A 22725-nucleotide genomic window follows, 5' to 3' on the forward strand; every position below is an offset into this window, starting at 1 on the left:
GAGGTCCGGACACACCGCTGCGGTGGCACGATGATAGGCACACCCACAGCGATTAGGCTGCCCTCGACCGGGCGGTCCCGCCCGGGTTCTGCGGGAGGCGACGTGAGCGGGTCGGGTGCCGGGTCGGCCGGGGGCGCGACCGATGCGGTGGCGCTCACCGTGCTGGGGCCCTCGGGTGCCCTGGACCTGCTCGTGCCGGCGGGGGCGTCGGCCCACGACGTGGCCGTCGAGTACGCCGCTCAGGCCGGCGTCGACGCTCTGCCCACCATCTACACCCGGGTCGGCCGGCCGCTCGCCCCCGACGCCGCGCTCGAGAGCGCCGGCATCGGCGCGGGCGCCCTGGTGGTCGCGCTGCCGTACGGCGCGGCCCCGCCGGCGGTGGCCGGGCGCCGGGGTCGTGCCGACTCCCGGCCCGCGCGGCGCGTCGAGGAGCCCGGGTCCCTGTCCGTGCTGTGGTTCTGCGTCAGCGCCGCGGCCGCGCTGCTCGCCGGGTGGTTCGCCTCCCAGCAGGAGCCGTCCGACCTGCGCACCGCGACCGTCGCGCTGCTCGGCGGCGCGGCTCTGCTCGGGGTGCTGCCCGTCGGCAGGTACGCCGCCCACCGGATCCTCGCCGCCCCGGCGTTCGCGGCGTCGGCGGCCTTCGTCGTGGCCTGGGACCCCGCCCCGGAGCGGCTCCCCACCATCCTCGGCGTCGCGGCGCTGAGCGCCGCCGTCACGGCCGCGGTGGCCAGGTCCCTCGACCGCTACTCCGAGGAGGCGCTGCGGGTCTGGGTGGTCGTGGGCGTGGCCGTCTTCGTCGTCACCTGCGCGGTGGCCCTGCTCGACTTCCGCCCGCAGGTGGCCTGGGCGCTCCTGCTGGTCGCGGCGATGCTGGCGGCGCGCTTCGTGCCCACACTCGCCGTGGACGTCCCCGACCAGTTCCTCATCGACCTCGAGCGGCTGGCCGTGACGGCGTGGTCGGCGCGGGATCGTCCCACCGGGCGCCGTGGCCGGATCGTCGTACCGCCCCGCGCGGTGGAGATCGTCGCCGCCCGCGGCACCCGGATCATCACCGCCTCGTCGGTCGCGATCCTCGCGGTCGTGGTGGTCGCCGCGCCGTTGCTGCTGGAGACGGCCACCCAGCGGCCCGACTGGATCGGCGCGCGCTGCGTGGTCGGCTTCGCCGGCGGGTCGCTGCTCTTCGTGGCCCGCAGCTACCGTCACGCCGCCGCCCGCGCCCTGCTCCGCGCGGCGGGACTCGTCTGCTGGGCGGCCCTGCTCGTCGTGCTGTTCCGCGGCATGGAGCCGGGGTCCCTGATGGCGGTCGGGATCGCCGCCACCGCGGTGGCCGCGCTGTTGCTGTTGGTGGCCGTCGCGCTCGGCCGCGGCTGGCGCTCGGCGTGGTGGTCACGCAAGGCCGAGGTCGCCGAGGCGATCTGCGGATCCTTCGCCGTGGGGGCGCTCGTGCCCGCCGTGGGGCTCTTCCGGCACCTGTGGGAATTGACAGGGTGATGTTTAGCGTGTTTGCCCCCGGGTAGACGACTGCGTGTCCGGATCGGCAGCCGAGAAGGACCAGGACGACATCGCACCACCCACTTGTCAGGAAGCACCACCACGATGCGCGGCGACATGCCGCCACACATGAAGGAGCAGGCGACATGTCGGAAAACTCCAACGAGTTCGGCCAAGGCGAAGGTGTACTCACCCGCGCCGCTGGAATGGTGGCCGACGCCCGGGTCGACTTCAACAACATCAGCCGGCAGCTGACCGACCAGATCTCCTCGGTCCAGGGCCGCTGGGGTGGCCAGGGTGCCACGGCGTTCTTCGCCCTGCAGCAGGCCTGGACGGAGAAGCAGCAGGTCATCGTCGACGCACTCAACGAGTTCGAGAACTCCCTCGGGGTCACCGAGCGCGACAACATCAGCACCGACGAGACGCAGGGCTCCAACTTCGCCAACCTCACCCACAAGCTCGGCTGAGCGCCCCACCAGACCAAGGAGAACAGTCATGAACCTCGACGGAATCCGCGTCAACCACGGTGCGGTCGACCAGGCCGCAGCCGACATGTACCAGAAGGTCAAGGACATCGACGACCGCATGAACCGTCTGGAGTCCGAGCTCGAGCCGCTGCGCAGCCAGTGGATCGGTCAGGCCCAGTCCCAGTACACGGTCTCGAAGGCCAAGTGGGACATGGCGATCCAGGAGATGCGCGACCTGCTCGACAAGAGCAGCCAGACGGTCTACCAGTCCAACGCCGAGTACGCCGCCGCCGACAAGCGCGGTGCCGCGCAGTTCGAGATCTGAGCCAGCGCTCGATGCAGATGACTCCGAGGGGGCCGACACCGTGAGGTGTCGGCCCCCTCTCTGACGACGTCGTCCGACACCGGCCGGATCGTCGCCGACGAGCAGGGGTGGACCGAGGACGACGGGGCCGCGCCGGATGTGATCGACTGACGCCCCCGCGGGAGGCGGTCCGGCCGGTAGCATGCGGCTCGCCCGACGGTCGGACGGTGGTCGCTGCCCCCGCTCGGCTCGCACTGTGACCGCTGCGAACACTGAGGGAGAGACGATGAGCCAGGCCACCGCCGGAGCCTCGGGACTGGTGCGGGTGACGGTGACGTCGGGGACGCGCCGCGTCGACCTGGTGCTGCCGGGTGCCGTCCCGGTGGCCGAGCTCGTCCCGGAGCTGGCCCGCAGCGTCGGACTGCTCGACGCCAGCACCGTCTACGGCGGCTACCGCCTCGTCACCTCCGAGGGGCGCCGGCTCGCCCCCGACTCCGGCCTGACCCTGCAGGGCATCGAGGACGGCGTGACGCTGACCGTGACCGCGGGCATCGACGAGGCGCCGCCCCGGGTCTACGACGACGTCGTCGAGGCCATGACCGACGTGGTCGAGCGCGACCTCAAGCCCTGGGAGCCGGCGTCCGGCCGACGCGCGGCGCTCACGGCGGCCGGCCTGCTGATGGCCCTCGGCGCCGTCGCCCTGCTGATCCAGCGCGAGAAGACCCTGGCCTCCGTCGCGGCGGTGACCGTGGCCGTCGCCCTCACCGCGGGCGCGATCGTGCTGTCGCGAGCCCAGCGTGAGCGCGAGGCCGCCGTGGCCGTGGCCTGGATGGCGGCCGGGTACGCCGCGCTCGCCGGGCTGATGCTGGCCCCGGACGGTGAGCTCTTCGACTACCCCGTCGCCTACGCCGGAGCCGGAGCGCTGCTCGCCGGCGTCGTCTGCCTCGTGGGTCTCGGCGAGGGCCGGCCCCTGGTCCTGCCGCCAGTCGTCGCGGGCGCGGTCTACGTGGCGGCGGGGCTCCTGCTGCACGCGATCGACGGCCTCGACGCCGCCGTCCTGCTGACGGTCGTCCTGACCGTGGTCGTGATGATCGGCAGCATCTTCCCGTGGCTGGCGCTCGGCGTCACCGGGACCACCGTCGACCAGCTCTACTCCGACGCCGACATCACCGCCGACCCGACCGACGTCGACCCGGCCCGCGTCGGCGCCGACGCGAGGGTGGCCCACGAGATCCTGATCGCGATCTCCGGGACCGTCGGGCTGCTGCTGGTGACGATCGCTCCGCTCGCGGTGTCACTGGGGCTCTTCGGCACCCTGCTGGCCGTCGACGCCTCCCTGGTCGTCATGCTCCGCACCCGCCAGTACCGCACGGGCTCCGAGGTCCTCGTGGGCCTGGCCTCCGGCATCGCGGGGCTGGTCTCGACGGCCGTGTCGATGCTGGTGCTCTACCCCGACTGGCACCCGGTGGCGGCCGTGGTGCTCGCCGCGTCGGGCGCGGTGCTCCTCGCCGCCACGCTGGTGCCGGGCACGCCGTCGGTGCGTCGGGGCCGCTTCGGCGACATCGTCGAGAGCATCGCGCTGCTGGCCCTGCTCCCGCTCCTGGTCCTGGCGGTCGGCATCTTCGACTTCGCCCAGTCGGTCGGCTAGTCGCATGGCCACCAAGAAGGACCTCGTCGAGGCCTACTCGTTCAGCCGGCGCCGGCTCGTCACGGCGTTCGTCTCCGGTGCGCCCGGAGGTCGGGAGGTCGAGCCCACCAAGCCCGGGCGCACGATCGTCGGCGGCCTGGCCCTGGCGATCCTGCTCCTGGCCGGTGCGGCGATCGCGGGAGTCCTGAAGCCCAACGTCGACGTCGACTGGGAGCAGCCCGGCTTCGTCCTCTCCAAGGAGAAGGGCGCCGCCTACGTCATCCTCGAGCCGGACGAGGAGGGCAACGCGCGGGTGCGCCCGGTCATCAACGTCACCTCGGCGCAGCTGATCCTCGGCGAGGACATCGAGCCCGAGGTCGTGCCGCAGGAGGAGATCGACACCCAGACGCCGGGCGCCGACATCGGGATCCTCGGCGCGCCGGTCACGGTCCCCGACACCGGCCACCTCGTCGAGAGCGGCTGGACCGCGTGCACCGGCGACGGGCTCGGGATCAAGCTCGACGTCCGCACCCGGCCCGACGCGTCGCCCGTCGCCTCGGGGGGCGTCGTCGTCCGGGCCGGCAAGGCGGTCCACGTCATCGCCGAGTCCGTCCCCGAGGACGGCGACGAGCCGACCGCCCGCCGCTTCGAGCTGCCTCGGACCCCGGGGATGGACATCCTGCTCGGCGCCCTGGGCCTGGAGAAGTCCGGCTCGGCCGCCAAGGTCCCGAGCGACTGGCTCGACCTCTTCCCGCGCGGTGGGGCCCTCGCGGCCGAGAGCCTCGGCCTCGACGGCTTCGGCACCCCCTCGGCCGCCGCCGGCAAGGGCGGGCTGCCGGCCGACGCCAACGTGGGCGACTACTACGAGATCGAGGGCGTCCTCTACGTGCTCACGAAGGAGGGTCCGGCCCAGTTCACGGCGTTCCCGAGCGCGGTGTTCCTCAACGTCGACTTCCCCCAGCCGCCAAAGGACCTGGGGCTCGAGGAGCCGCCGGACCTGTTGCTGGAGGACCCGCCGTACCAGGCGGCCGGATGGCCCGATGAGCTGCCCACCGTGGCGAGCGCGGAGTGCGCCCAGCTCCTGCCTCAGGAGGGTGAGAAGCCGCGGGTGCTGCTGGCGGACGGGCCGGGCAGCGACGCGAGCGCCGAGGACGTGGAGCACAAGAGCCGCGAGGTGACGGTCGAGGCCGGGCAGGGCGCCTACGTCCTCTCGGGCGGCTGGGACGCGACGGACGTCGGCGAGCCGTTCGTGGTGGACTCGAAGGGCTTCAGCTACGCCCTGCTGGGCACCGATGCGGTGGAGAACCTCGGGTACGCCGGCTACGACGCACCGGTCGTTCCGGAGAGCTGGCTGGAGCTGTTCGAGTCCGGCGTGGCGCTCTCGGTCAACGCCGCCCTGTGCCCGCCGTCGCGCCCCGACGCCCCGGCACAGGAGGCGGCGACGGAGGAGGCGGCGACGGAGGAGTCGGCCGAGGAGGGCCGCTCGTGCGAGTGAGCGGCGTCCTGCGGGGCGGGCTCGCGGCCGGGCTCGCGCTCGGCGTGCTCGCCGTCGCGTCCGCTCCGGCGTACGCGGAGGACCAGGACTGCTCGAGCATCAACGCGGAGGTGACCGACACCGTCGAGGCGACCTCGCCGAGCTCGCCCGCGCAGCTGATGCAGGTCGCGCAGGCACAGCGACTGGCCGCGCGCTCCGGCAGCGGGCCGGGCCAGGGCGTGACGGTCGCCGTCCTCGACTCGGGGGTCGCCCCGTCCACCCGGCTGAACCCGATCGTGCCGGCGCCCTCGTCCGGGCGCAGCCCGGAGCTCCTGGACTACCAGGGCACCGCCATCGCCGGCCTGATCGCCGGACGTGGGGAGCCCGACAAGCCGATCGGCATCGCTCCGGAGGCCACGATCATGGACGTGCGGGTCTACGACCGCCGCGAGGCCCAGGACCCCGCCGCCGAGGCCGAGCCCAGCCTCGACCTGTTGATCCAGGGACTGCGCCACGTCGCCGGCCTGCCCCGGGGCCGGGTCGGCGTCGTGAACGTGTCGCTGGCCCTGCCGGCACGCGAGGAGCTGGGCGACGCGCTGCGCGCCGTGCTCGACGACCTCGCCGCCAAGGACGTCGTGGTCGTCGTGGCCACGGGCGACCGGCCCGAGGAGTCCGACGCCCTCTACTCCGAGTTCGGCTACGCCGAGCGCGACGGCGAGGACGAGGGATCGCCTCCCCCCGGCGAGGACGCGGGGGGTGCGATCTGGCCGGCCGCCGCCCCGCACGTCGTCGCGGTCAACGCGACCGCGACCGCGCTCGTGGAGGACGAGGTGGTGGTCGGCGACGCCGCGGACAGCGTGCTGCGCAGCTCCGACACGGACCTCGCCGCACCCTCGAGCGGTGCGGTGTCGCTCGGCATGGACGGGCGCAGCACCTGCGTGCTCGGCGAGGTGTCCAGCGAGTACGCCGCCGCGGAGGTCTCGGGCGTCGTCGCCCTGCTGCGCTCCGCCTTCCCGGACGACACGGCCGCGCAGGTCGTGGCCCGGCTGACCCGCACGGCGACCGGCTCTCCGCAGACGAGGAACGTGCTCACCGGCCACGGGATCGTGCAACCGGTCGAGGCCCTCACCCGGCCGCTGCGGCCGGGGAAGAAGGGCCAGCTGCCCGCCACCACGATCGACGACCGGGGCGACGAGCGCGCCACGGCTCCCCGCGAGCAGCCCGACGTACTGGCCAGCACGAAGCGCAACGCGGTCTGGTGGGGGCTGCTCGCCGGCGGCGCCCTCATCGTCGCGACCATGCTCCGGCCGGTGCTGGCCAGACGCCGCGAGTGACCCGCACGGACCGTCAGCCGGCGCCGACGTCCGCGCGGGGCTCGACCACGGCCGTGCCGTCGACCAGGAAGCGGTAGAGCTGGTAGCCCGTCACGAGGCGGGTCTCGGCGTCCATGAAGACGACCGGGAACGACGCCTCCTGCTGGGGCGGCGACCACGGGGTCGAGAAGTTGTTGATCGTCGAGGCCGCCACGGCCCCGCCGGAGGTGTTGAGCTCCATCACGAAGGTCCAGGTGCCATCGGAGTTCCACACCACGCGCGGCTCGATGTCGCGGTGCCAGTGGCTGTAGAACACCGCGCCCGCCGGCAGGTCGCGCACGTCGTCCTCGACCGGGTCGACCAGCGAGCTCGGCTCCTCGAAGAACGCGCGGACGTCGTCGACGCCGAGGAACGCCGCGGCGGCGTACCCCTCGTGCATGAGGACCAGGTCGGGCCGGTCGCCGTTCGTGGCCTCGTCGTGGAGCCGGGCGCCCTGGTCCTGCTGCGTCTCGTCCCCGCGCAGGGACGAGCCGCCGAACAGCTCGGTGCGGCTGGGGTCGCCGTCGCCGAGGACGCGGACGTCCGCCACGTCCTCGGCGTCGCCGTCGAGGACGGTCATGCCGGCGTCGGCCATCTGCTGCGCGCTCAGCTCGGTCTCGTGGTTGCCGGTGATCGCCACGACCGGCAGGTCCCCGCCGATCGCAGCCTCGTCCCGGATGCAGGTGCCCTCCGCGGCCGTGCCGTTGGTCGTGAGGTCGCCGGCGATGGCCAGCATCCGCAGCGCGTCGTCGCCGTGCTCCTCACGTACGAGGGACGCCACGCGTGACTGGAGCGCGATCATCGTGGCGTTGCAGTGCATGTCGGACTGCATCAGCACGGCCAGCTCGCCGTCCTCGGGCCCCTCGATCGCATCGGCCTGGTCGTCCAGGGAGTCCTGGGCCTGCTCGCGGTAGGCCGCGACGCTCTCCTCCTGCCGCTCGACCAGGACCTTCGCCTTGGCCACGGCACCGCCGAGGAGCGCGCGAAGCACCGGGCTGTTGGTCGTGCTCCCCTCGGCCAGCGACCCGTCGAGGGCGGGGAGCGCGTAGCGACCGTCCACGCCGGCCGTCCCCGTCTCGGAGGTGCTGAGCTGGAGCCACGCCCCGGCGCCGCTCGTCGCCAGCGCGAGGACCAGCACCGCCGCGCCGCGGCCGAGCCGCTTGCCGCGGGTCGCTGCGGGGCGCACGGGCAGGACCCGGCTGAGCGCCAGCAGCAGTGCCCCGCCGCCGCCGGCGACGACGGCCAGCGCCACGAGCAGCTGGTGGCGGAACTCCTGCTCCACCAGGTCGACGTACTCCTGCACCGCGGCCGCCGGGTCGTGGAAGAGGCCGGTGTAGAGGGCGAGCATCTCGGGACGGACGTACGCCGCCAGGTCGCCGCTCCCGGCCCCTGGGTCGCCCGGGCCCTCCACGGTCGCCACGACCCCCACGCCGCCTCGGGACTCGGGCACGAAGACGGTCCCGGCGATGCCGAGGCGCAGCTCGCTGTGGCCACGGGTCGTCAGGGAGAACGTCGTCGGGGAGGTGCCGATGTGCGACTCGACCTGCGTGTGGGTGAGCGCCCACGCGACGGCCAGCGGCGACCCGACGAGCCCGGCCAGGAGCACCGAGACCAGCGCGCGCACGGCGACGCGGGCGACCCGCCGCCCGGCACTGTCCTCCGGCGCCACGCCCTCGTCCTCCACGCCTCCAACCTAGCCAGGACGGCAGGGCCCGCGAACGGCGAACGGCGCCGCACGTGAGCGCGGCGCCGTTCGGCTGGCGGAGGATAGGGGATTCGAACCCCTGAGGGCTATTAACCCAACCCGCTTTCCAAGCGAGCGCCATAGGCCACTAGGCGAATCCTCCGCCGGAGACCCTACCGGGGGCGCGACGGGCTGAGAAATCCGCCCGGCCGGGGTCCCGGTCCACCGCCCACGGGCGATCGCCTAGACTCGGGGCAACCCCCCGTGCGGCGGTATCTCGCTCAACTCCCCCAGGGCCGGAAGGCAGCAAGGGTCGGCGGGCTCTTCCGGGTGCACGGGGGGCCTTTTCACGTCACGCCCCCGCCGCCTGAGCCTGCGAAGGCGCGGACCCGGGCGGGAGGTTGAGGAGGGTCGGCGCCAGACCGAGCGCAGCGAGGTCAGGCGCGACCCGTCTCGAAACCCGAGTCGGTATGGGGAGACAGAGGCGATACGCAGCGTCGAAGGTCGGTCGCCCACCCCTCGCCGCCGCCCACCTACCCGCTGTCGGACCCGGTGGTTAGGGTTCAGAGGTGGAGTCCCCCCTGGCGCTGTACCGCCGCTACCGCCCCGAGACCTTCCAGGAGGTCATCGGGCAGGAGCACGTGACCGAGCCGTTGCGGGCGGCGCTGGCCAACAACCGGGTCAACCACGCCTACCTCTTCTCCGGTCCGCGCGGCTGCGGCAAGACCACCTCGGCCCGCATCCTGGCCCGGGCGCTCAACTGCGAGCTGGCGCCCGTCGCCGACCCGTGCGGCGAGTGCGACAGCTGCCGGGACCTCGCGCGCGGCGGCCCGGGCTCGATCGACGTCATCGAGATCGACGCCGCCTCCCACGGCGGCGTCGACGACGCCCGCGACCTGCGGGAGAAGGCGTTCTTCGCGCCGGTGCGCAGCCGCTACAAGGTCTACATCATCGACGAGGCGCACATGGTGACGACGCAGGGCTTCAACGCCCTGCTCAAGCTGGTGGAGGAGCCGCCCCCGCACCTGCGGTTCATCTTCGCGACCACCGAGCCCGACAAGGTGATCCCGACGATCCGCTCGCGCACGCACCACTACCCGTTCCGGCTGATCCCGCCGCGGCTGCTGTCGACGTACCTCACCGAGCTCTGCGCCCAGGAGGGCGTCAGCATCGAGCCCGCCGCCCTGCCGCTGGTCGTGCGCGCCGGTGCCGGCTCCGCACGCGACACCCTCTCCGTGCTCGACCAGCTGTTGGGCGGGGCGGGCGAGCAGGGCGTGACCTACGCGCTGGCCAGCGGGCTGCTCGGCTACACGCCGGACACGCTGCTGGACGAGGTGGTCGACGCGTTCGCCGCCGGCGACGGGTCCGCGGTCTTCGGGGTGGTCGACAAGGTGATCGAGACCGGGCAGGACCCGCGCCGCTTCACCGAGGACCTGCTGCGCCGGCTGCGCGACCTGGTCATCGTCTCGGCGGTGCCCGACGCCCCCGCGAGCGGCCTGATCGACGTCTCCGAGGACCAGGGCGAGCGCCTGGTCGCGCAGGCGGCGCGCTTCGGCGCCGCCGAGCTGACGCGCGCGGCCGACCTGGTGGCGACCGGGCTGACCGAGATGCGCGGGGCCACCGCGCCGCGGCTGCTGCTCGAGCTCATCTGCGCCCGGGTGCTGTTGCCCAGGGCCGACCACTCCACCGACGGCGTCCTGGCCCGCCTCGACCGGCTCGAGCGCCGTGCGGCCATCAGCGGCACGCCGTCCGCCGAGGCCGCGGCGCCGCCGGCCCCCGCCCAGGACCGCCCCGCCCAGGCGCGACCGGCCCCCCGCGAGCCGGCGCCGGCACCCCCTGCGCCCCCGGCGACCCTGGCGCCCGCTCCGGTCCCGGTGACAGCCACGTCGCCGGCCCCGGCCCGACCGGTCGAGGTGTTCCCGGTGCGCCCGCCCGCCGCTCCCGAGCCGGCGGCCCCGTTGGCGCGGACCGCGCCGACGGCGGCTGCGCCCGAGCCCGAGGCCGCCACGGTCGGCTCGAGCACGCTCTCCCTGGTCGACGTACGCCGGCTGTGGCCCGACATCGTCGAGGCCACCAAGCAGCGCCGGCGGGTCACCTGGATCCACCTGACCCAGCACGCGCAGGTGGTGGCCGTCGACGCCCGCACCTTGACGCTGGGCTTCTCCAACGCCGGGGCCCGCGAGTCGTTCGACAACGGCGGCAGCGCCGAGATCGTCCGCCAGGCCGCGATCGACGTGGTCGGCGCCGACTGGAAGGTCGAGACGATCGTCGACCCCGGGGCCAGCGCGGACGCCGCGCCGCCGCCCGCCGCCGTCCCGGCCGCGCCGGAGCCGGTGCGCCCGGACCCGCCGGTGGCCCGCGACGAGGTGGAGGCGCCGCCCGCCTGGATGAGCGACGACGAGGCCGCCCCGGCACGGCCCGGCCCCGAGGCGGTCAACGCGGCCCGCGAGGCCATCAAGTCCACCCGGCCCGCAGGCGGGGAGGCCGACCGCGGGTCGAACCTCGCGGAGGCCGACGCGGACGCCCGCCCCGACGACCTCGACGCCGACCACGACGAGCTCGGGGGTGCCGACCTGCTGGCGCGCGAGCTCGGCGCCCAGGTGATCGAGGAGATCCCCCACTCATGACCTTCATCCCTCCCACCGACCGTTCCCCTAGCCATGAGGTGACCCGATGACCCAGAACCCCTTCGACGCACTGGGGGGCGGTGGCTTCGACATGAACGCCCTCCTCCAGCAGGCCCAGCAGATGCAGGAGCAGCTCCAGTCCGCGCAGCAGCGCCTCGCCGACACGGTCGTCGACGGCACCGTCGCCGGCGGTGCCGTGACCGTCAAGGTCAGCGGCGTCGGCGAGCTCGTCGGTGTCGAGATCAAGGCCGGCGGGTTCGACGGCAGCGACGCCGACGACCTGACGGACCTCGGCGACATGATCGTCGCCGCCTACCGCGACGCCAAGTCGCAGGTCGACGCGCTGGCCGCCGAGGCCCTCGGACCGCTCGCCGAGGGTGGCGGCCTCCCCGGCATGCCGTCCTCGGGACAGCTCGGGTTCTGAGCCGCCTTGTACGAAGGTGTCGTCCAGGACCTGATCGACGAGCTCGGTCGGCTGCCGGGGATCGGTCCCAAGAGCGCCCAGCGGATCGCGTTCCACCTGCTGCAGGCCGAGCCGACCGACGTACGCCGCCTGGCCGACGTGCTCCTGGAGGTCAAGGCGAAGGTGCGGTTCTGCTCGGTGTGCTTCAACGTCTCCGAGGACGAGCAGTGCCGGATCTGCCGCGACCCGCGACGCGACGCGACGGTGCTGTGCGTCGTCGAGGAGTACAAGGACGTCGTCGCGATCGAGCGCACCCGTGAGTTCCGCGGCCGCTACCACGTGCTCGGCGGGGCGATCTCGCCGATCGACGGCATCGGGCCCGACCAGCTGCGCATCAAGGAGCTGATGCCGCGGCTCAACGACGGGGTGGTCACCGAGGTGATCCTGGCCACCGACCCCAACCTCGAGGGCGAGGCCACCGCGACCTACCTCACCCGCCTGCTGAGCCCGATGGGCCTGCAGGTGACGCGGCTGGCGAGTGGACTGCCGGTGGGCGGCGACCTGGAGTACGCCGACGAGATCACCCTGGGACGAGCATTCGTAGGAAGACGGGCAGCACAATGAGCGACACCACCATGGACGACACCGAGGACTTCGCCCAGCAGATCGCCGACAGCGTCGAGAGCTTTCTGCTCGCGCTGCGCGCCATCAGCCGCGAGGCCACCTCGGGCCAGGCGATCTCCCTGCTGCTCCTCGAGATCAGCCAGGTGCTGCTGGCCGGCGCCCGGCTGGGTGCGCAGCAGGACTTCACCCCGACGGCCGACTACCAGCCCGACGTCGGGCCCGAGGCCGACCTCGACGCCATGCGGTTGCGGCTGGCCGAGCTGCTCGGCAACGTCGACACCTACAGCTTCGTCTTCGACCCCTACGTCCCGGACGTCGTGGAGAGCCAGCTCTCCGACGATCTGACGCAGATCGCCAGCGACCTCGAGAACGGCCTGCGCCACTACCGCTCCGGCGACATCGCGGAGGCGCTGTGGTGGTGGCAGTTCTCCTACGTCGCCTCCTGGGGCAACCTCGCCGGGGCGGCGCTGAACGCGCTGCTGTCGGTGGTCTCGCACGACCGGCTCGACGTCGACAACGACGCGGAGATCGAGCAGATCGTGGCTGCCGAGGCGGTCTTGGACGTCGACCCGGTCTGAGCCCCGGCACTCGGTAGGATCGGGGGGTCCTTCCCCGATCGCAGGAGTGAGCCCGTTGGGCATTGTCGTGCAGAAGTACGGCGGTTCGTCCTTGGCCGACGCAGGCCGCATCAAGGAGGTCGCGCGCCGCATCGTCGAGTCCAAGAAGGCCGGCCACGACGTCGTGGTGGCCGTCTCGGCGATGGGCGACTCCACCGACGAGCTCCTGGAGCTGGCCGAGGGCGTGAGCCCGCTGCCGCCGGCCCGCGAGCTGGACATGCTGCTGACCGCGGGCGAGCGGATCTCGATGGCGCTCGTCGCCATGGCGATCTCCGACCTCGGGTTCACCGCGCGCTCCTTCACCGGGTCCCAGGCGGGCGTCATCACCGACTCCACGCACGGTCGGGCCAAGATCATCGACGTCACGCCGGGGCGCATCTCCGCGGCCATCGCCGACGGTCACATCGTGATCGTGGCCGGCTTCCAGGGCGTGAGCCAGGACACCAAGGAGATCACCACCCTGGGCCGCGGCGGCACCGACACCACGGCCGTCGCCCTGGCCGCCGCGCTCGGCGCGGCGTACTGCGAGATCTACACCGACGTCGACGGCGTCTTCACCGCCGACCCGCGGATCGTCCCGACCGCGCGTCGCCTCGAGCGCGTCTCCTACGAGGAGATGCTGGAGATGGCGGCGTCCGGCGCCAAGATCCTGCACCTGCGGTGCGTCGAGTACGCCCGCCGCTACGACATGCCGGTCCACGTCCGGTCCTCCTTCTCGCACAAGGAGGGGACCTGGATCACCCCCAGCCAACCAGGAGAAGAAGAAGCCATGGAGCAGGCGATCATCGCGGGCGTGGCCCACGACCGCAGCGAGGCCAAGATCACCGTCGTCGGCGTCCCCGACAAGGTCGGCGAGGCGGCCCGGATCTTCGAGGCGCTGGCCGCCAGCGAGGTCAACATCGACATGGTCGTGCAGAACGTCTCCGCCGCCGCGACCGGCCTGACCGACATCTCCTTCACGCTGCCGCGCGCCGACGGCCAACAGGCGATGAGCGCACTGGCCGGCATCCAGGACGAGGTCGGCTACGAGAAGCTCCTCTACGACGACCAGGTCGGCAAGGTGTCGCTGATCGGCGCCGGCATGCGCGCGCACCCGGGCATCACGGCGAAGTTCTTCGCCGCGCTGGCGTCGGCCGGCGTCAACATCGAGATGATCTCCACCTCCGAGATCCGGATCTCGGTGATCGTCGACGAGGCCCAGGTCGACGAGGCCGTCCGCGCCACGCACACGGCGTTCGAGCTGGACGCCACCGAGGTCGAGGCCGTCGTCTACGGCGGGACCGGGAGGTAGTCATGGGTGTCCGACTCGGCATCGTCGGCGCGACCGGTCAGGTCGGCGTCGCCATGCGCCAGATCCTCGAGGAGCGGGACTTCCCCGCCGACGAGGTCCGGTTCTTCGCCTCGGCCCGCTCGGCCGGCACGGTGCTGCCGTACGCCGGCCGCGAGATCACCGTCGAGGACGCCGCCACGGCCGACCCGAGGGGCCTGGACATCGCGCTCTTCTCCGCGGGCGCGACGACGTCGCGCGCGCTGGCTCCGGCGTTCGCGGCCGCCGGCGTGATCGTCGTGGACAACTCCTCGGCGTTCCGCATGGACCCCGACGTCCCGCTGGTCGTCTCCGAGGTCAACCCTCAGGACATCGACCAGGCCCGCAAGGGCATCATCGCCAACCCCAACTGCACGACGATGGCCGCGATGCCGGTGCTCAAGCCCCTGCACGACGAGGCCGGGCTGGTACGGCTGATCGCGTCGACGTACCAGGCCGTCTCCGGCTCGGGCGTCGCCGGCGTCGAGGAGCTGGCCGGTCAGGTCGCCGCCGCGGGCGACAAGGCGCGCGAGCTCGCCTACGACGGGGAGGCCGTGACGTTCCCCGACCCGGACAAGTACGTGCGCACGATCGCCTACAACGTGCTGCCCCTGGCCGGCTCGATCGTCGACGACGGCCTCGGCGAGACCGACGAGGAGCAGAAGCTCCGCAACGAGTCCCGCAAGATCCTGGGCCTGCCCGACCTCCTGGTTTCGGGGATCTGCGTGCGGGTGCCGGTCTTCACCGGCCACTCGCTGGCGATCAACGCCGAGTTCTCCTCGCCCATGACCCCCCAGCGCGCCCGCGAGCTCCTCGCCTCGGCGCCGGGCGTCGAGCTGTCCGACGTACCCACCCCGCTCCAGGCCGCCGGCAAGGACCCGTCGTACGTCGGTCGCCTGCGGCAGGACCCCGGCGTCCCCGACAACCGCGGCCTCGCCCTGTTCATCTCCAACGACAACCTGCGCAAGGGCGCCGCCCTCAACACCGTCCAGATCGCGGAGCTCCTCGCCCACCGCTGACCCGTCACCAACTGCACGAAATCATCGCTGACCCGTCACAAACTTTCTGACGGGTCAGCGGTGATTTGGGTGAGTTGGTGACGGGTCAGTCTGGGGTGGGCTCGATGAAGGTGGCGGTGACCCAGTGGGAGAGCAGGTGGGTGGCCACGCTGACGAGGGGGATGACCAGGATCATCGACCAGTGGTCGAGCACGTCGATGAGGAAGAGCAGGGCCACGACGCTGGTCATGCCGGTGGCGAGGAAGCTGGTGCTGGTGGGGTCGGGGACCGCGAACCGGCCGAGCAGGAGCGCCCCGACGGCGATCCCCGCGACGAAGACGAGGGCGAGCAGCGGGAAGCCCGCGCGGCCGCAGGACGACGTGCCCTGGACCGCCTCGCAGCCCTGGAGCGCCCCGTAGGTGCCTCCCACGAGCACCAGCCCCACCACGACGCCCGTGAGCGCCGTTGCGGCACGCCCGGACAGCGGCTCGCGCGGAGCCCTCGGCTCCTTGGCGGGCTGGGGCGCCTGTGGCTCCTCGGCCTTGGCGGCCTGCGTCTCCGGTACGACGGCGGCTGGCTCGGCCTCGGCGGCCGGCTCGTCCTCCACCTCGTCGGCGAACAACGGCGGAGCACTTTCGACCTGAGGCGCGGGATCGGGCTGGACGACCTGGGTCGGCTCGTCCTCGGCCGGCGCGGCGGGCGCCGCCGGCTCGAGGGCGACCTCGGTCGGCTCGTCCGTCTCGATGACCTGGGTCGTCTCGACGTCGGCGGGCTCCGCCGCCGCCGGCTCGGGCTCGGGCTCCGGCGTCGGCTCGGGCTCGGGGTCCGGCTCCGGCTCCGGCTCCGGCTCCGGCTCCGGCATCGGCGTCGGCTCGGGCTCCGGCTCCGGCTCCGGGGTGGCGTCCTGGGGTACAGGCGCAGGTGCCGTGCGGCGCTTCTTGCGCCCGAAGAGCCGGGGCGGCTCGAGCTTCGCGGCGGCGTCCTGCTGGTCCTCGTCTGCCATGCCGGGCAGTGTGCCACCGCCGAACGTCCAGAACGGGCAGAACCCCGGACCTGATCAGGTCCGGGGTTCTGCCGTTCATCTGGTCGGGCTGACAGGATTTGAACCTGCGGCCTCCTCGTCCCGAACGAGGCGCGCTACCAAGCTGCGCCACAGCCCGATCATGGGCTCGTTCCCGGTGAAGGGAGGTGAGCCCACAAGCACGGGAGCATACCGGAGCGCCCAGCGCTGTTCGTAATCGGTAGGGGGTGCGGGTCAGGGGCGGGCGACCAGCGTCAGGAGGGTGGCCTCGGGCCGGCAGGCGACCCGGATCCGGGCGTAGGGGCTGGTGCCCAGGCCGGCGCAGACATGCAGCCACGCGGAGCCCGGGTCGCCGGGCCGGGAGTCGGCGGGGTGGCGGTGCAGGCCGCGGGCGCGGGCCGGCTCGAGGTCGCAGTTGGTCGTCAGGGCCCGGCCGCCGGGCAGACACACCTGCCCGCCGTGGGTGTGGCCGGCGAGGATCGCGTCGTAGCCGTCGGCGGCGTACTGGTCCAGGACCCGCAGGTACGGCGCATGGGCGACGCCGAGCCGCACGTCGGCGGTCGGGTCGGCCGGACCGGCGACCAGGTCGAGCCGGTCGTAGCCGAGGTGCGGGTCGTCGACGCCGGCGAACGCGAAGGTCGTCTCGCCCACCGTGACGGTGTCCTTGCGGTTGGTCAGGTCCCGCCAGCCGGCGTCGGACAGCGTGCGGGTGAGCAGCGGCCAGGGCAGCTGGGCGACGTCGGTGTGCCGCTTCCCGTCGTCGGACATCAGGTAGCGCAACGGGTTGCGGAGGGACGGCTCGTAGTAGTCGTTGGAGCCGTGGACGAAGACCCCGGGGACGTCGAGCAGCCGACCCAGGGCGTCACGCACGACCGGCACGGAGTCGCGGTGGGCCAGGTTGTCGCCGGTGTCGACGACCAGGTCGGGCTCGAGCTCGGCGAGGCCGCGCAGCCACTCCTGCTTGCGGGTCTGGCCCGGGGTCATGTGGATGTCGCTGAGGTGCAGCACCCGCAGCGGACGCTGGCCGGCGGGCAGCACCGGCAGCTCGACGCGTCGCAGGGTGTAGGCGCGGGCCTCCCAGGCGGCGTACGTCGTCAGCCCGGCGCCGGCGAGGGCCCCGGCGCCCAGGAGTCGGGGGAGGAGGCGGGGGAGAAGGGGGAGGCTGGGCACCGGGCCAGGCTGCCACAATGGCCTCATGAGTGCTCTCAAGGACCGCCTGCGCGCCGATCTCACCACCGCCATCAAGGGTCGCGACGAGGTGCGCTCCTCCACCCTGCGGATGGTGCTGACCGCCATCACCAACGCCGAGGTGGCCGGCAAGGAGGCCCGTGAGCTCTCCGACGACGACATCATCGGCGTGCTGTCCAGCGAGGCCAAGAAGCGCCGCGAGGCCGCCACCGCCTTCGCCGACGGCGGGCGCGCCGAGATGGCCGCGAAGGAGCAGGCGGAGGCCGCGGTGCTCGCCGACTACCTGCCCGAGGCCCTGACCGAGGCCGAGATCTCCGCGCTGGTCACCGCGGCCATCGAGCAGACGGGTGCCGCCGGTGAGGGGATGCGCGCCATGGGCAAGGTCATGGGCGTCGTCACCCCGCAGGTCAAGGGTCGCGCCGACGGCGGCGCGGTCGCCGCGGAGGTACGCCGCCAGCTCGGCTGAGCCGGTCAGCGATCGCCGCGCCGGCCCTTGGGCGGCTTGCCGGTGGAGGTGTAGATGACCACGGTGTCGCCGCTGGCGAGCTCGGCGCCGGCGCCGGGCTCGCTGTAGGCGACCGTGTCCCTCGGGTAGCCGGACGGTCGGCGCCCGCCGAGGGTGACCGAGAACCCGAGGTCCTCCAGCTCACGGGTGGCGTCGTCGACGCTCATCCCGCCGACGTCGGGGATGCCGGTCAGGACGCCGAGCACGTCGGTGCTGTTGGGCGGCACGAAGTCCTCGTCGTCGAGCCACTGCTCGATCTCCTTCATCGCATCACCCCACATCGGGCCGGCGAGCGTGGAGCCGAACGCCGCCGAGACGTACGACGGGCCGATCGTCTGCCCGTTGAGCGTGATGGGCTGCCCCTCCTTGTTGGCACCGGCGATCATCGAGGCCGTGGCCAGGTTGGGCGTGTAGCCGACGAACCACACCGCGCGGTTCTCCTGGATCGTCCCGGTCTTGCCGGCCGCCGGCTGCACGGTCTGGATGTTGGCGCCGTAGCCGAACCCGCCCGGCTCGAGGAGGCCGCGCAGGACGTCGTTGACGGCATCGGCCACGGAGCTCGGCATCACCTGGGTGCAGCGGGCGGGGTACTTCTTCAGCACGTTCTGGTTGGCGTCCACGATCGCCGTCACCGGTCGGGCGTCGCAGTGCAGGCCGCGCCCGGCGAAGGTCGCGTACGCCTCGGCCATCTCCAGCGGGCTCACGTCGGCGACCCCGAGGGTGAAGGTCGGCACGAGCTCGCGGTCGGGGTCGGTCAGCTGGATGCCCATCGACTTGGCGAGCTCGTAGGGCTCGCACAGGCCGGTGCGCTGCTCGAGCTGGGCGAAGAACGTGTTCACCGACAGCCGGGTGCCGGTGTAGAGGTTGAAGGTCCCCGAGTCGGTGGAGTTCTCGGGGTCCCAGATCTGCGAGCTGGGGTAGTTCTGGCCGTCGCACACCTCGAAGTCACCCTGGTTCAAGAACACCTGGGGCGGGGAGGAGATGGTCTCCGACAGCGGGATCCCCTGCTTGATCGCGGTGGCGAGGACGAAGACCTTGAACGTCGACCCGGCCTGGAAGCCGTTGGAGTCGCCGTACTGGGAGGGCACGACGTAGTTGAGGTACGACTCGCCCGCGTTCTTGCGGCGACCCATGGGTCGTGACTGGGCGATCGCCTTCACCTCTCCGGTGCGCGGCTGGACCATCGCGAGCGCGCCGATCGCGTTGTTCTCCTTGTAGACGTGCGCGCGTACCGACTTGTCGGCCGCGTCCTGGAAGCGCAGGTCGATGGTCGTGCGGATGGTGAGGCCGCCGGACTTCAGCAGCCGGTCGCGCTCCTCGGCGGTCTTGCCCAGCGAGCGGTCGCGCATCAGATAGTTGAGGACGTAGTCGCAGAAGAACGGCGCCCGGGAGTAGACGCAGCCGTTGCGCGTCTTGCGCACCTTGAGCGCGAGACCGCGCTCCTTGGTCTTCTCGGCCTGCTTGCGGGTGATGACGTTGAGCTGGGCCATCCGGTCCAGCACGATGTCGCGCCGCACCTTGGTGCGGTCGGGGGAGTTGGTCGGGTCGAACTTGGTGGGGTTCTGCACCAGACCGGCCAGGATCGCCGACTGGTTGAGGTTGAGCTTGCGGGCGTTGACGTTGAAGTAGTGGCGCGCGGCCGCCTGGATGCCGTGCGCGCCGTCACCGAAGTAGGCGGTGTTGAGGTAGCGCTCGAGGATCCAATCCTTGTTGTAGCGCTGCTCCAGCGCGATGGCGTAGCGGAGCTCGCGGAGCTTGCGGGCGTAGGTCCGGTCGACCGCCGCCTTCTTCTCCTCGGGGGTGTCGGCCTGGCTGAGCAGCGTGAGCTTGACCAGCTGCTGGGTGATCGAGGAGCCGCCCTGCACCGTGCTGGAGGAGGCGGAGTTGGTGAGCAGGGCGCGCAGCGTGCCCTTGAGGTCGAGCGCCCCGTGCTCGTAGAAGCGGTAGTCCTCGATGGCCACGATCGCCTCGACCATCGTGCGCGAGACCTGGTCGAGCGAGACGTTGACGCGGTTCTCGTCGAAGATCGTCGCGATGGTCTCGCCCTTGGCGTCGACGATCCGGGTCTTCTGGGGAAGCGCGTCGGCCTCGAGGTCCTGCGGCAGCTGGTCCATGCTGTCGGCGACGTTGTCGGTCGCGACGCCGAGGACGGCGGCGAACGGGATCGCCAGGCCGGCCACGACGACGCCGAGTACGGCGGACACGGCCACCATCACGCCCAGGTGGGAGAACACCTTGGCGAAGGGCAGACGCTCGGAGCGGGGGCGCGACATGGCGCCCAGCGTACGTGAGAAGCGGGCGTGGGGCCGCCTCGCCGCGGTGCGCCCAGGATGGCCCCCCGGATGGCCCCGAGGGGGCGCATGGCCCAGACGGACTAGTCATTTAGGACTAGACAAGTTGGGTCGAGAGGACCTACCGCCCGTGCGGCATTGTTCCTTAACTTGGGATCCAATGGGCTGAGCTCGGAGAGGCGTCATGGGGACGCCGCTCTTGCTCAGAAGATGTGGGGACATCATGTGGGTAGAGGACTGGGCGCCGCGCGCCGCGTGCCGGAGCACGACGCCGGACCAGCTGTTCGTCCGTGGGGCTGAGCAGAACAAGGCGAAGCAGCTGTGCTCGGGGTGCCCGGTGCGCACCGAGTGCCTGGCTGAGGCCCTGGACAACCAGATCGAGTGGGGTGTGTGGGGAGGCATGACCGAGCGCGAGCGCCGGGCGCTGCTGCGCCGCCGTCCCGCGGCGTCCTGGCGGACGGTCCTCGAGACCGCCCGCGCGGGTGCCGCCCAGGAGCCGGTCTCGGTCTGAACCACGGACGCGTCGCCTGAGCCGACCCGGGAGGGAGGGTTCAGGCGCCGCTCGTGGTGAGCTGCTCGCCCTGGGCGAGCAGCTCACCGATCTTGCGCAGTCCCTCGAGGTCGTGCACGTCGCCTGCGAGCGCCGGCACGACCGCGGTGGCGACCTGGGGGTGCGCGGCGTGGAAGCGCCGCCGCAGCCGTGCCTCGCGCTCGACGAGGCGGCTCTGGTCGGCGTGGAGGCGCAGCATGCCTGCCGTCGGCGACTCCGGGTCCTGTCGACGCAGTCGCTCGGCCGCGGCCATCGCCTCGTCGGCGGAGAGCCGGCCGAGCGGCGCGGGGCTCGCCCGGTTGACGATCAGCCCCGCCACCGGCATCTCGTCCTCGCTGAGCCGCTCGACGAAGTACGCGGCCTCGCGCAGCGCGTCCGGCTCCGGCGCGGCGACCACCAGGAACGCCGTGCCCTCGGCCTGGAGCAGCGCGTAGGTCCTCTGGGCGCGCTGCCGGAAGCCCCCGAACACGGTGTCGAGCGCCGAGACGAAGGTCTGCAGGTCGCGCAGCACCTGGGCGCCGAGGATCCTGGTCAACGCGTTGGTGATGATGCCGAGACCGGCCGACATCAGCCTGGCCGGACCGCGCGCCGGGGCCAGCATCAGCCGGATGAAGCGGCCGTCGAGGAAGCTCGACAGCCGCTCGGGGGCGTCGAGGAAGTCCAGCGCCGAGCGCGAGGGCGGGGTGTCGACCACGATCAGGTCGTAGGTGCCGTCGGCGACCGAGGTGCCGTGGATCTGGCCGAGCTTCTCCATCGCCATGTACTCCTGCGTGCCCGCGAAGGAGCTCGACAGCGCGATGTAGAAGGGGTTCTGCAGGATCTGCTGCGCCTTCTCCGGGCTGGCCTGGCTCTCGACCACCTCGTCGAAGGTGCGCTTCATGTCCAGCATCATCGCGTCGAGGTGCCCGCCGGCCGTGCCGTCCACAGCCGCGACCGGTCGGGGCGTGTTGTCGAGCTCCTCGATGCCCATCGACTGCGCCAGGCGGCGGGCCGGGTCGATCGTCAGCACCACGACCTTGCGCCCGCGCTCGGCGGCGCGCAGCGCCAGCGCCGCCGACGTCGTGGTCTTGCCGACGCCCCCGGAGCCGCAGCACACGATGATGCCGGTGTCGGGGTCGTCCAGCAGTGCGTCGACGTCGAGCATCCGCGCGCGCTTGCCCGTCGGTCCCACCCGCGTGCGTGCCTTGCTCATCTAGGCCATCCCCTGCTCGCGGAGGGCGGCGGCCAGCTCGTACAGCGCGCCGAGGTCGACGCCCTGGGGCAGGCGCGGGAGCTCGTAGGTCGGCACGCCGAGCTCGCCGACGATCACCCGCTGGGAGTCCTCGAGGGCGCGGCGCTCGGCGTGGTCGCGCGCCTCGGCCAGAAGGCCGTCGACCAGCGCCGGCTCGGTGTCGATCCCAGCGCTTGTGAGGTCGGCCTCCAGCCGGGCGCGGTCGAGGGCGCCGGCCCGCGCGCGGGCCAGGTCGGCGGGCGCCAGGTCCTGCGGGCGGACCAGGTTGACCACGACCCCGCCGACCGGCAGGTCGGCGGCGCGCAGCTCGGCGATCCCGTCGGCGGTCTCCTGCACGGGCATCTCCTCCAGGACGGTGACCAGGTGCACGGCGGTCCGCGGGGAGCGGAACAGCGTCATCATGGTGTCGGACTGCGACTTGATCGGGCCCACCTTCGCCAGCCCGGCCAGCTCGTTGCTGACGTTGAGGAACTGCACGATCCGTCCGGTCGGCGGGGCGTCGAGCACGACGGCGTCGTACTGCTGGGCGCCCTTGTTGCGGCTGTTGCGCTGCACCGCCTCGAAGACCTTGCCGGTGAGCAGCACGTCGCGCACGCCGGGGGCGATCGTGGTGGCGAACTCGATGACCCCGAAGCGGTCCAGCGCCCGGCCCGCGCGGCCGAGCTTGTAGTACAGGGAGAGGTACTCCAGGAGCGCCGCCTCCGCGTCGATGTGGAGCGCGTGCACGACCCCGGGTGTGCCGTCGGCCCCGGGCAGACCGGTCGTCAGCCGGCGCTCCTCCGGCGGCAGCGGGTCGACGTCGAACATCCGGGCGATGCCCTGCCGTCCCTCGACCTCGCAGAGGAGGACGTTCCTCCCGCCCTCGGCCAGGGCCAGCGCCAGGGCGGCCGCCACCGTCGACTTGCCGGTGCCGCCCTTGCCGGTGACCACGTGCAGTCGCACCTTCGGCCAATCGCTCACGAGGA

Annotated in this window: 20 protein-coding genes, 2 tRNA genes and 1 other RNA gene; 15 read left to right on the forward strand and 8 right to left on the reverse strand. The window is 72.6% G+C overall.

The features are described from left to right. Window positions 1–102 precede the first annotated feature (102 nt). The 6 genes from LQ940_RS01435 (at window position 103) to LQ940_RS01460 (ending at window position 6697) form a co-directional block, all read left to right on the forward strand. Window positions 103–1491, forward strand: coding sequence for a hypothetical protein (locus LQ940_RS01435; protein ID WP_231240951.1), 1389 nt, complete (start codon window positions 103–105; stop codon window positions 1489–1491). Between the two features lie 146 nt (window positions 1492–1637). Beyond that, window positions 1638–1958 (forward strand): WXG100 family type VII secretion target, encoded by a 321-nt coding sequence (locus tag LQ940_RS01440; RefSeq protein WP_231240950.1) that lies wholly within the window; start codon window positions 1638–1640, stop codon window positions 1956–1958. Between the two features lie 28 nt (window positions 1959–1986). Beyond that, entirely contained in the window at window positions 1987–2283 is a 297-nt protein-coding gene (locus tag LQ940_RS01445) for a WXG100 family type VII secretion target (RefSeq protein WP_231240949.1), read from the forward strand. Window positions 2284–2548: 265 nt separating this feature from the next. Continuing rightward, window positions 2549–3910: a type VII secretion integral membrane protein EccD gene (eccD, locus tag LQ940_RS01450; RefSeq protein WP_231240948.1), complete on the forward strand. Its 1362-nt coding sequence runs from the start codon at window positions 2549–2551 to the stop codon at window positions 3908–3910. 4 nt (window positions 3911–3914) lie between these two features. After that, entirely contained in the window at window positions 3915–5384 is a 1470-nt protein-coding gene (locus tag LQ940_RS01455) for a type VII secretion protein EccB (RefSeq protein ID WP_231240947.1), read from the forward strand. Next, window positions 5375–6697 (forward strand): S8 family serine peptidase, encoded by a 1323-nt coding sequence (locus LQ940_RS01460; RefSeq protein ID WP_231240946.1) that lies wholly within the window; start codon window positions 5375–5377, stop codon window positions 6695–6697. The genes LQ940_RS01455 and LQ940_RS01460 overlap by 10 nt, the downstream gene beginning before the upstream one ends. Before the next feature lie 13 nt (window positions 6698–6710). On the opposite strand, the gene LQ940_RS01465 is transcribed toward LQ940_RS01460, so the two are convergent. Both LQ940_RS01465 and LQ940_RS01470 read right to left on the reverse strand, forming a co-directional pair. After that, entirely contained in the window at window positions 6711–8399 is a 1689-nt protein-coding gene (locus LQ940_RS01465) for a metallophosphoesterase (protein WP_231240945.1), read from the reverse strand. 74 nt (window positions 8400–8473) lie between these two features. Further along, window positions 8474–8562, reverse strand: a tRNA-Ser gene (locus tag LQ940_RS01470). Window positions 8563–8655: 93 nt separating this feature from the next. On the opposite strand from LQ940_RS01470, the gene ffs reads away from it, so the two are divergent. From ffs to LQ940_RS01505, 7 genes are all read left to right on the forward strand, one after another. Continuing rightward, window positions 8656–8746, forward strand: an RNA gene (ffs, locus tag LQ940_RS01475) — signal recognition particle sRNA small type. Window positions 8747–8968: 222 nt separating this feature from the next. After that, window positions 8969–11026, forward strand: a complete 2058-nt coding sequence (locus LQ940_RS01480; RefSeq protein WP_231240944.1) for a DNA polymerase III subunit gamma and tau — start codon at window positions 8969–8971, stop codon at window positions 11024–11026. Window positions 11027–11072: 46 nt separating this feature from the next. Further along, window positions 11073–11450: a YbaB/EbfC family nucleoid-associated protein gene (locus LQ940_RS01485; RefSeq protein ID WP_231240943.1), complete on the forward strand. Its 378-nt coding sequence runs from the start codon at window positions 11073–11075 to the stop codon at window positions 11448–11450. 6 nt (window positions 11451–11456) lie between these two features. Further along, window positions 11457–12053: a recombination mediator RecR gene (recR, locus tag LQ940_RS01490; protein ID WP_231240942.1), complete on the forward strand. Its 597-nt coding sequence runs from the start codon at window positions 11457–11459 to the stop codon at window positions 12051–12053. Then, entirely contained in the window at window positions 12050–12631 is a 582-nt protein-coding gene (locus LQ940_RS01495; protein ID WP_231240941.1) for a DUF5063 domain-containing protein, read from the forward strand. Before recR ends, LQ940_RS01495 begins: the two co-directional genes overlap by 4 nt. A gap of 55 nt (window positions 12632–12686) precedes the next feature. Further along, window positions 12687–13961 (forward strand): aspartate kinase, encoded by a 1275-nt coding sequence (locus tag LQ940_RS01500; RefSeq protein WP_231240940.1) that lies wholly within the window; start codon window positions 12687–12689, stop codon window positions 13959–13961. Window positions 13962–13963: 2 nt separating this feature from the next. Further along, window positions 13964–14995: an aspartate-semialdehyde dehydrogenase gene (locus LQ940_RS01505; RefSeq protein ID WP_231240939.1), complete on the forward strand. Its 1032-nt coding sequence runs from the start codon at window positions 13964–13966 to the stop codon at window positions 14993–14995. An 85-nt stretch (window positions 14996–15080) separates the two neighbouring features. Here the strand turns inward: LQ940_RS01505 and LQ940_RS01510 are convergent, their stop codons facing one another. The 3 genes from LQ940_RS01510 to LQ940_RS01520 all read right to left on the reverse strand — a co-directional run bounded on the left by LQ940_RS01510 (window position 15081) and on the right by LQ940_RS01520 (window position 17165). Then, window positions 15081–15977 carry a hypothetical protein gene (locus tag LQ940_RS01510; protein WP_231240938.1) on the reverse strand — a complete coding sequence of 299 codons (897 nt, stop codon included), beginning with the start codon at window positions 15975–15977 and terminating at the stop codon, window positions 15081–15083. Between the two features lie 80 nt (window positions 15978–16057). Next, window positions 16058–16134, reverse strand: a tRNA-Pro gene (locus LQ940_RS01515). A 95-nt stretch (window positions 16135–16229) separates the two neighbouring features. After that, window positions 16230–17165 (reverse strand): metallophosphoesterase, encoded by a 936-nt coding sequence (locus LQ940_RS01520; protein WP_231240937.1) that lies wholly within the window; start codon window positions 17163–17165, stop codon window positions 16230–16232. Window positions 17166–17190: 25 nt separating this feature from the next. Between LQ940_RS01520 and LQ940_RS01525 the strand changes: the two genes are divergently transcribed. Further along, a complete protein-coding gene (locus tag LQ940_RS01525) occupies window positions 17191–17649 on the forward strand; it encodes a GatB/YqeY domain-containing protein (protein WP_231240936.1) in 459 nt (152 codons plus the stop codon). Between the two features lie 5 nt (window positions 17650–17654). Here LQ940_RS01525 and LQ940_RS01530 read toward each other — a convergent pair whose 3' ends face one another. Further along, window positions 17655–19961 (reverse strand): transglycosylase domain-containing protein, encoded by a 2307-nt coding sequence (locus LQ940_RS01530; protein ID WP_231240935.1) that lies wholly within the window; start codon window positions 19959–19961, stop codon window positions 17655–17657. A 241-nt stretch (window positions 19962–20202) separates the two neighbouring features. Between LQ940_RS01530 and LQ940_RS01535 the strand changes: the two genes are divergently transcribed. Then, entirely contained in the window at window positions 20203–20490 is a 288-nt protein-coding gene (locus LQ940_RS01535) for a WhiB family transcriptional regulator (RefSeq protein ID WP_231240934.1), read from the forward strand. Window positions 20491–20530: 40 nt separating this feature from the next. Here LQ940_RS01535 and LQ940_RS01540 read toward each other — a convergent pair whose 3' ends face one another. Then, window positions 20531–21721, reverse strand: coding sequence for an ArsA family ATPase (locus LQ940_RS01540; protein ID WP_231240933.1), 1191 nt, complete (start codon window positions 21719–21721; stop codon window positions 20531–20533). Then, the gene (locus LQ940_RS01545; protein ID WP_231240932.1) at window positions 21722–22720 is read right to left on the reverse strand and encodes an ArsA-related P-loop ATPase; all 999 of its coding nucleotides are present in this window, start codon (window positions 22718–22720) and stop codon (window positions 21722–21724) included. Window positions 22721–22725: the final 5 nt, after the last annotated feature.

The organism is Nocardioides sp. cx-173, from assembly GCF_021117365.1.
Classification (GTDB): domain Bacteria; phylum Actinomycetota; class Actinomycetes; order Propionibacteriales; family Nocardioidaceae; genus Nocardioides.

What these genes read in the sequence shown, in the direction of transcription:
- LQ940_RS01440 (WP_231240950.1), top strand. Translation starts at nt 1,638, where the DNA reads ATGTCGGAAAACTCCAACGAGTTCGGCCAAGGCGAAGGTGTACTCACC.
- LQ940_RS01445 (WP_231240949.1), top strand. Translation starts at nt 1,987, where the DNA reads ATGAACCTCGACGGAATCCGCGTCAACCACGGTGCGGTCGACCAGGCC.
- eccD (WP_231240948.1), top strand. Translation starts at nt 2,549, where the DNA reads ATGAGCCAGGCCACCGCCGGAGCCTCGGGACTGGTGCGGGTGACGGTG.
- LQ940_RS01455 (WP_231240947.1), top strand. Translation starts at nt 3,915, where the DNA reads ATGGCCACCAAGAAGGACCTCGTCGAGGCCTACTCGTTCAGCCGGCGC.
- LQ940_RS01485 (WP_231240943.1), top strand. Translation starts at nt 11,073, where the DNA reads ATGACCCAGAACCCCTTCGACGCACTGGGGGGCGGTGGCTTCGACATG.
- LQ940_RS01495 (WP_231240941.1), top strand. Translation starts at nt 12,050, where the DNA reads ATGAGCGACACCACCATGGACGACACCGAGGACTTCGCCCAGCAGATC.
- LQ940_RS01505 (WP_231240939.1), top strand. Translation starts at nt 13,964, where the DNA reads ATGGGTGTCCGACTCGGCATCGTCGGCGCGACCGGTCAGGTCGGCGTC.
- LQ940_RS01510 (WP_231240938.1), bottom strand. Translation starts at nt 15,977, where the DNA reads ATGGCAGACGAGGACCAGCAGGACGCCGCCGCGAAGCTCGAGCCGCCC.
- LQ940_RS01525 (WP_231240936.1), top strand. Translation starts at nt 17,191, where the DNA reads ATGAGTGCTCTCAAGGACCGCCTGCGCGCCGATCTCACCACCGCCATC.
- LQ940_RS01530 (WP_231240935.1), bottom strand. Translation starts at nt 19,961, where the DNA reads ATGTCGCGCCCCCGCTCCGAGCGTCTGCCCTTCGCCAAGGTGTTCTCC.
- LQ940_RS01535 (WP_231240934.1), top strand. Translation starts at nt 20,203, where the DNA reads ATGTGGGTAGAGGACTGGGCGCCGCGCGCCGCGTGCCGGAGCACGACG.
- LQ940_RS01540 (WP_231240933.1), bottom strand. Translation starts at nt 21,721, where the DNA reads ATGAGCAAGGCACGCACGCGGGTGGGACCGACGGGCAAGCGCGCGCGG.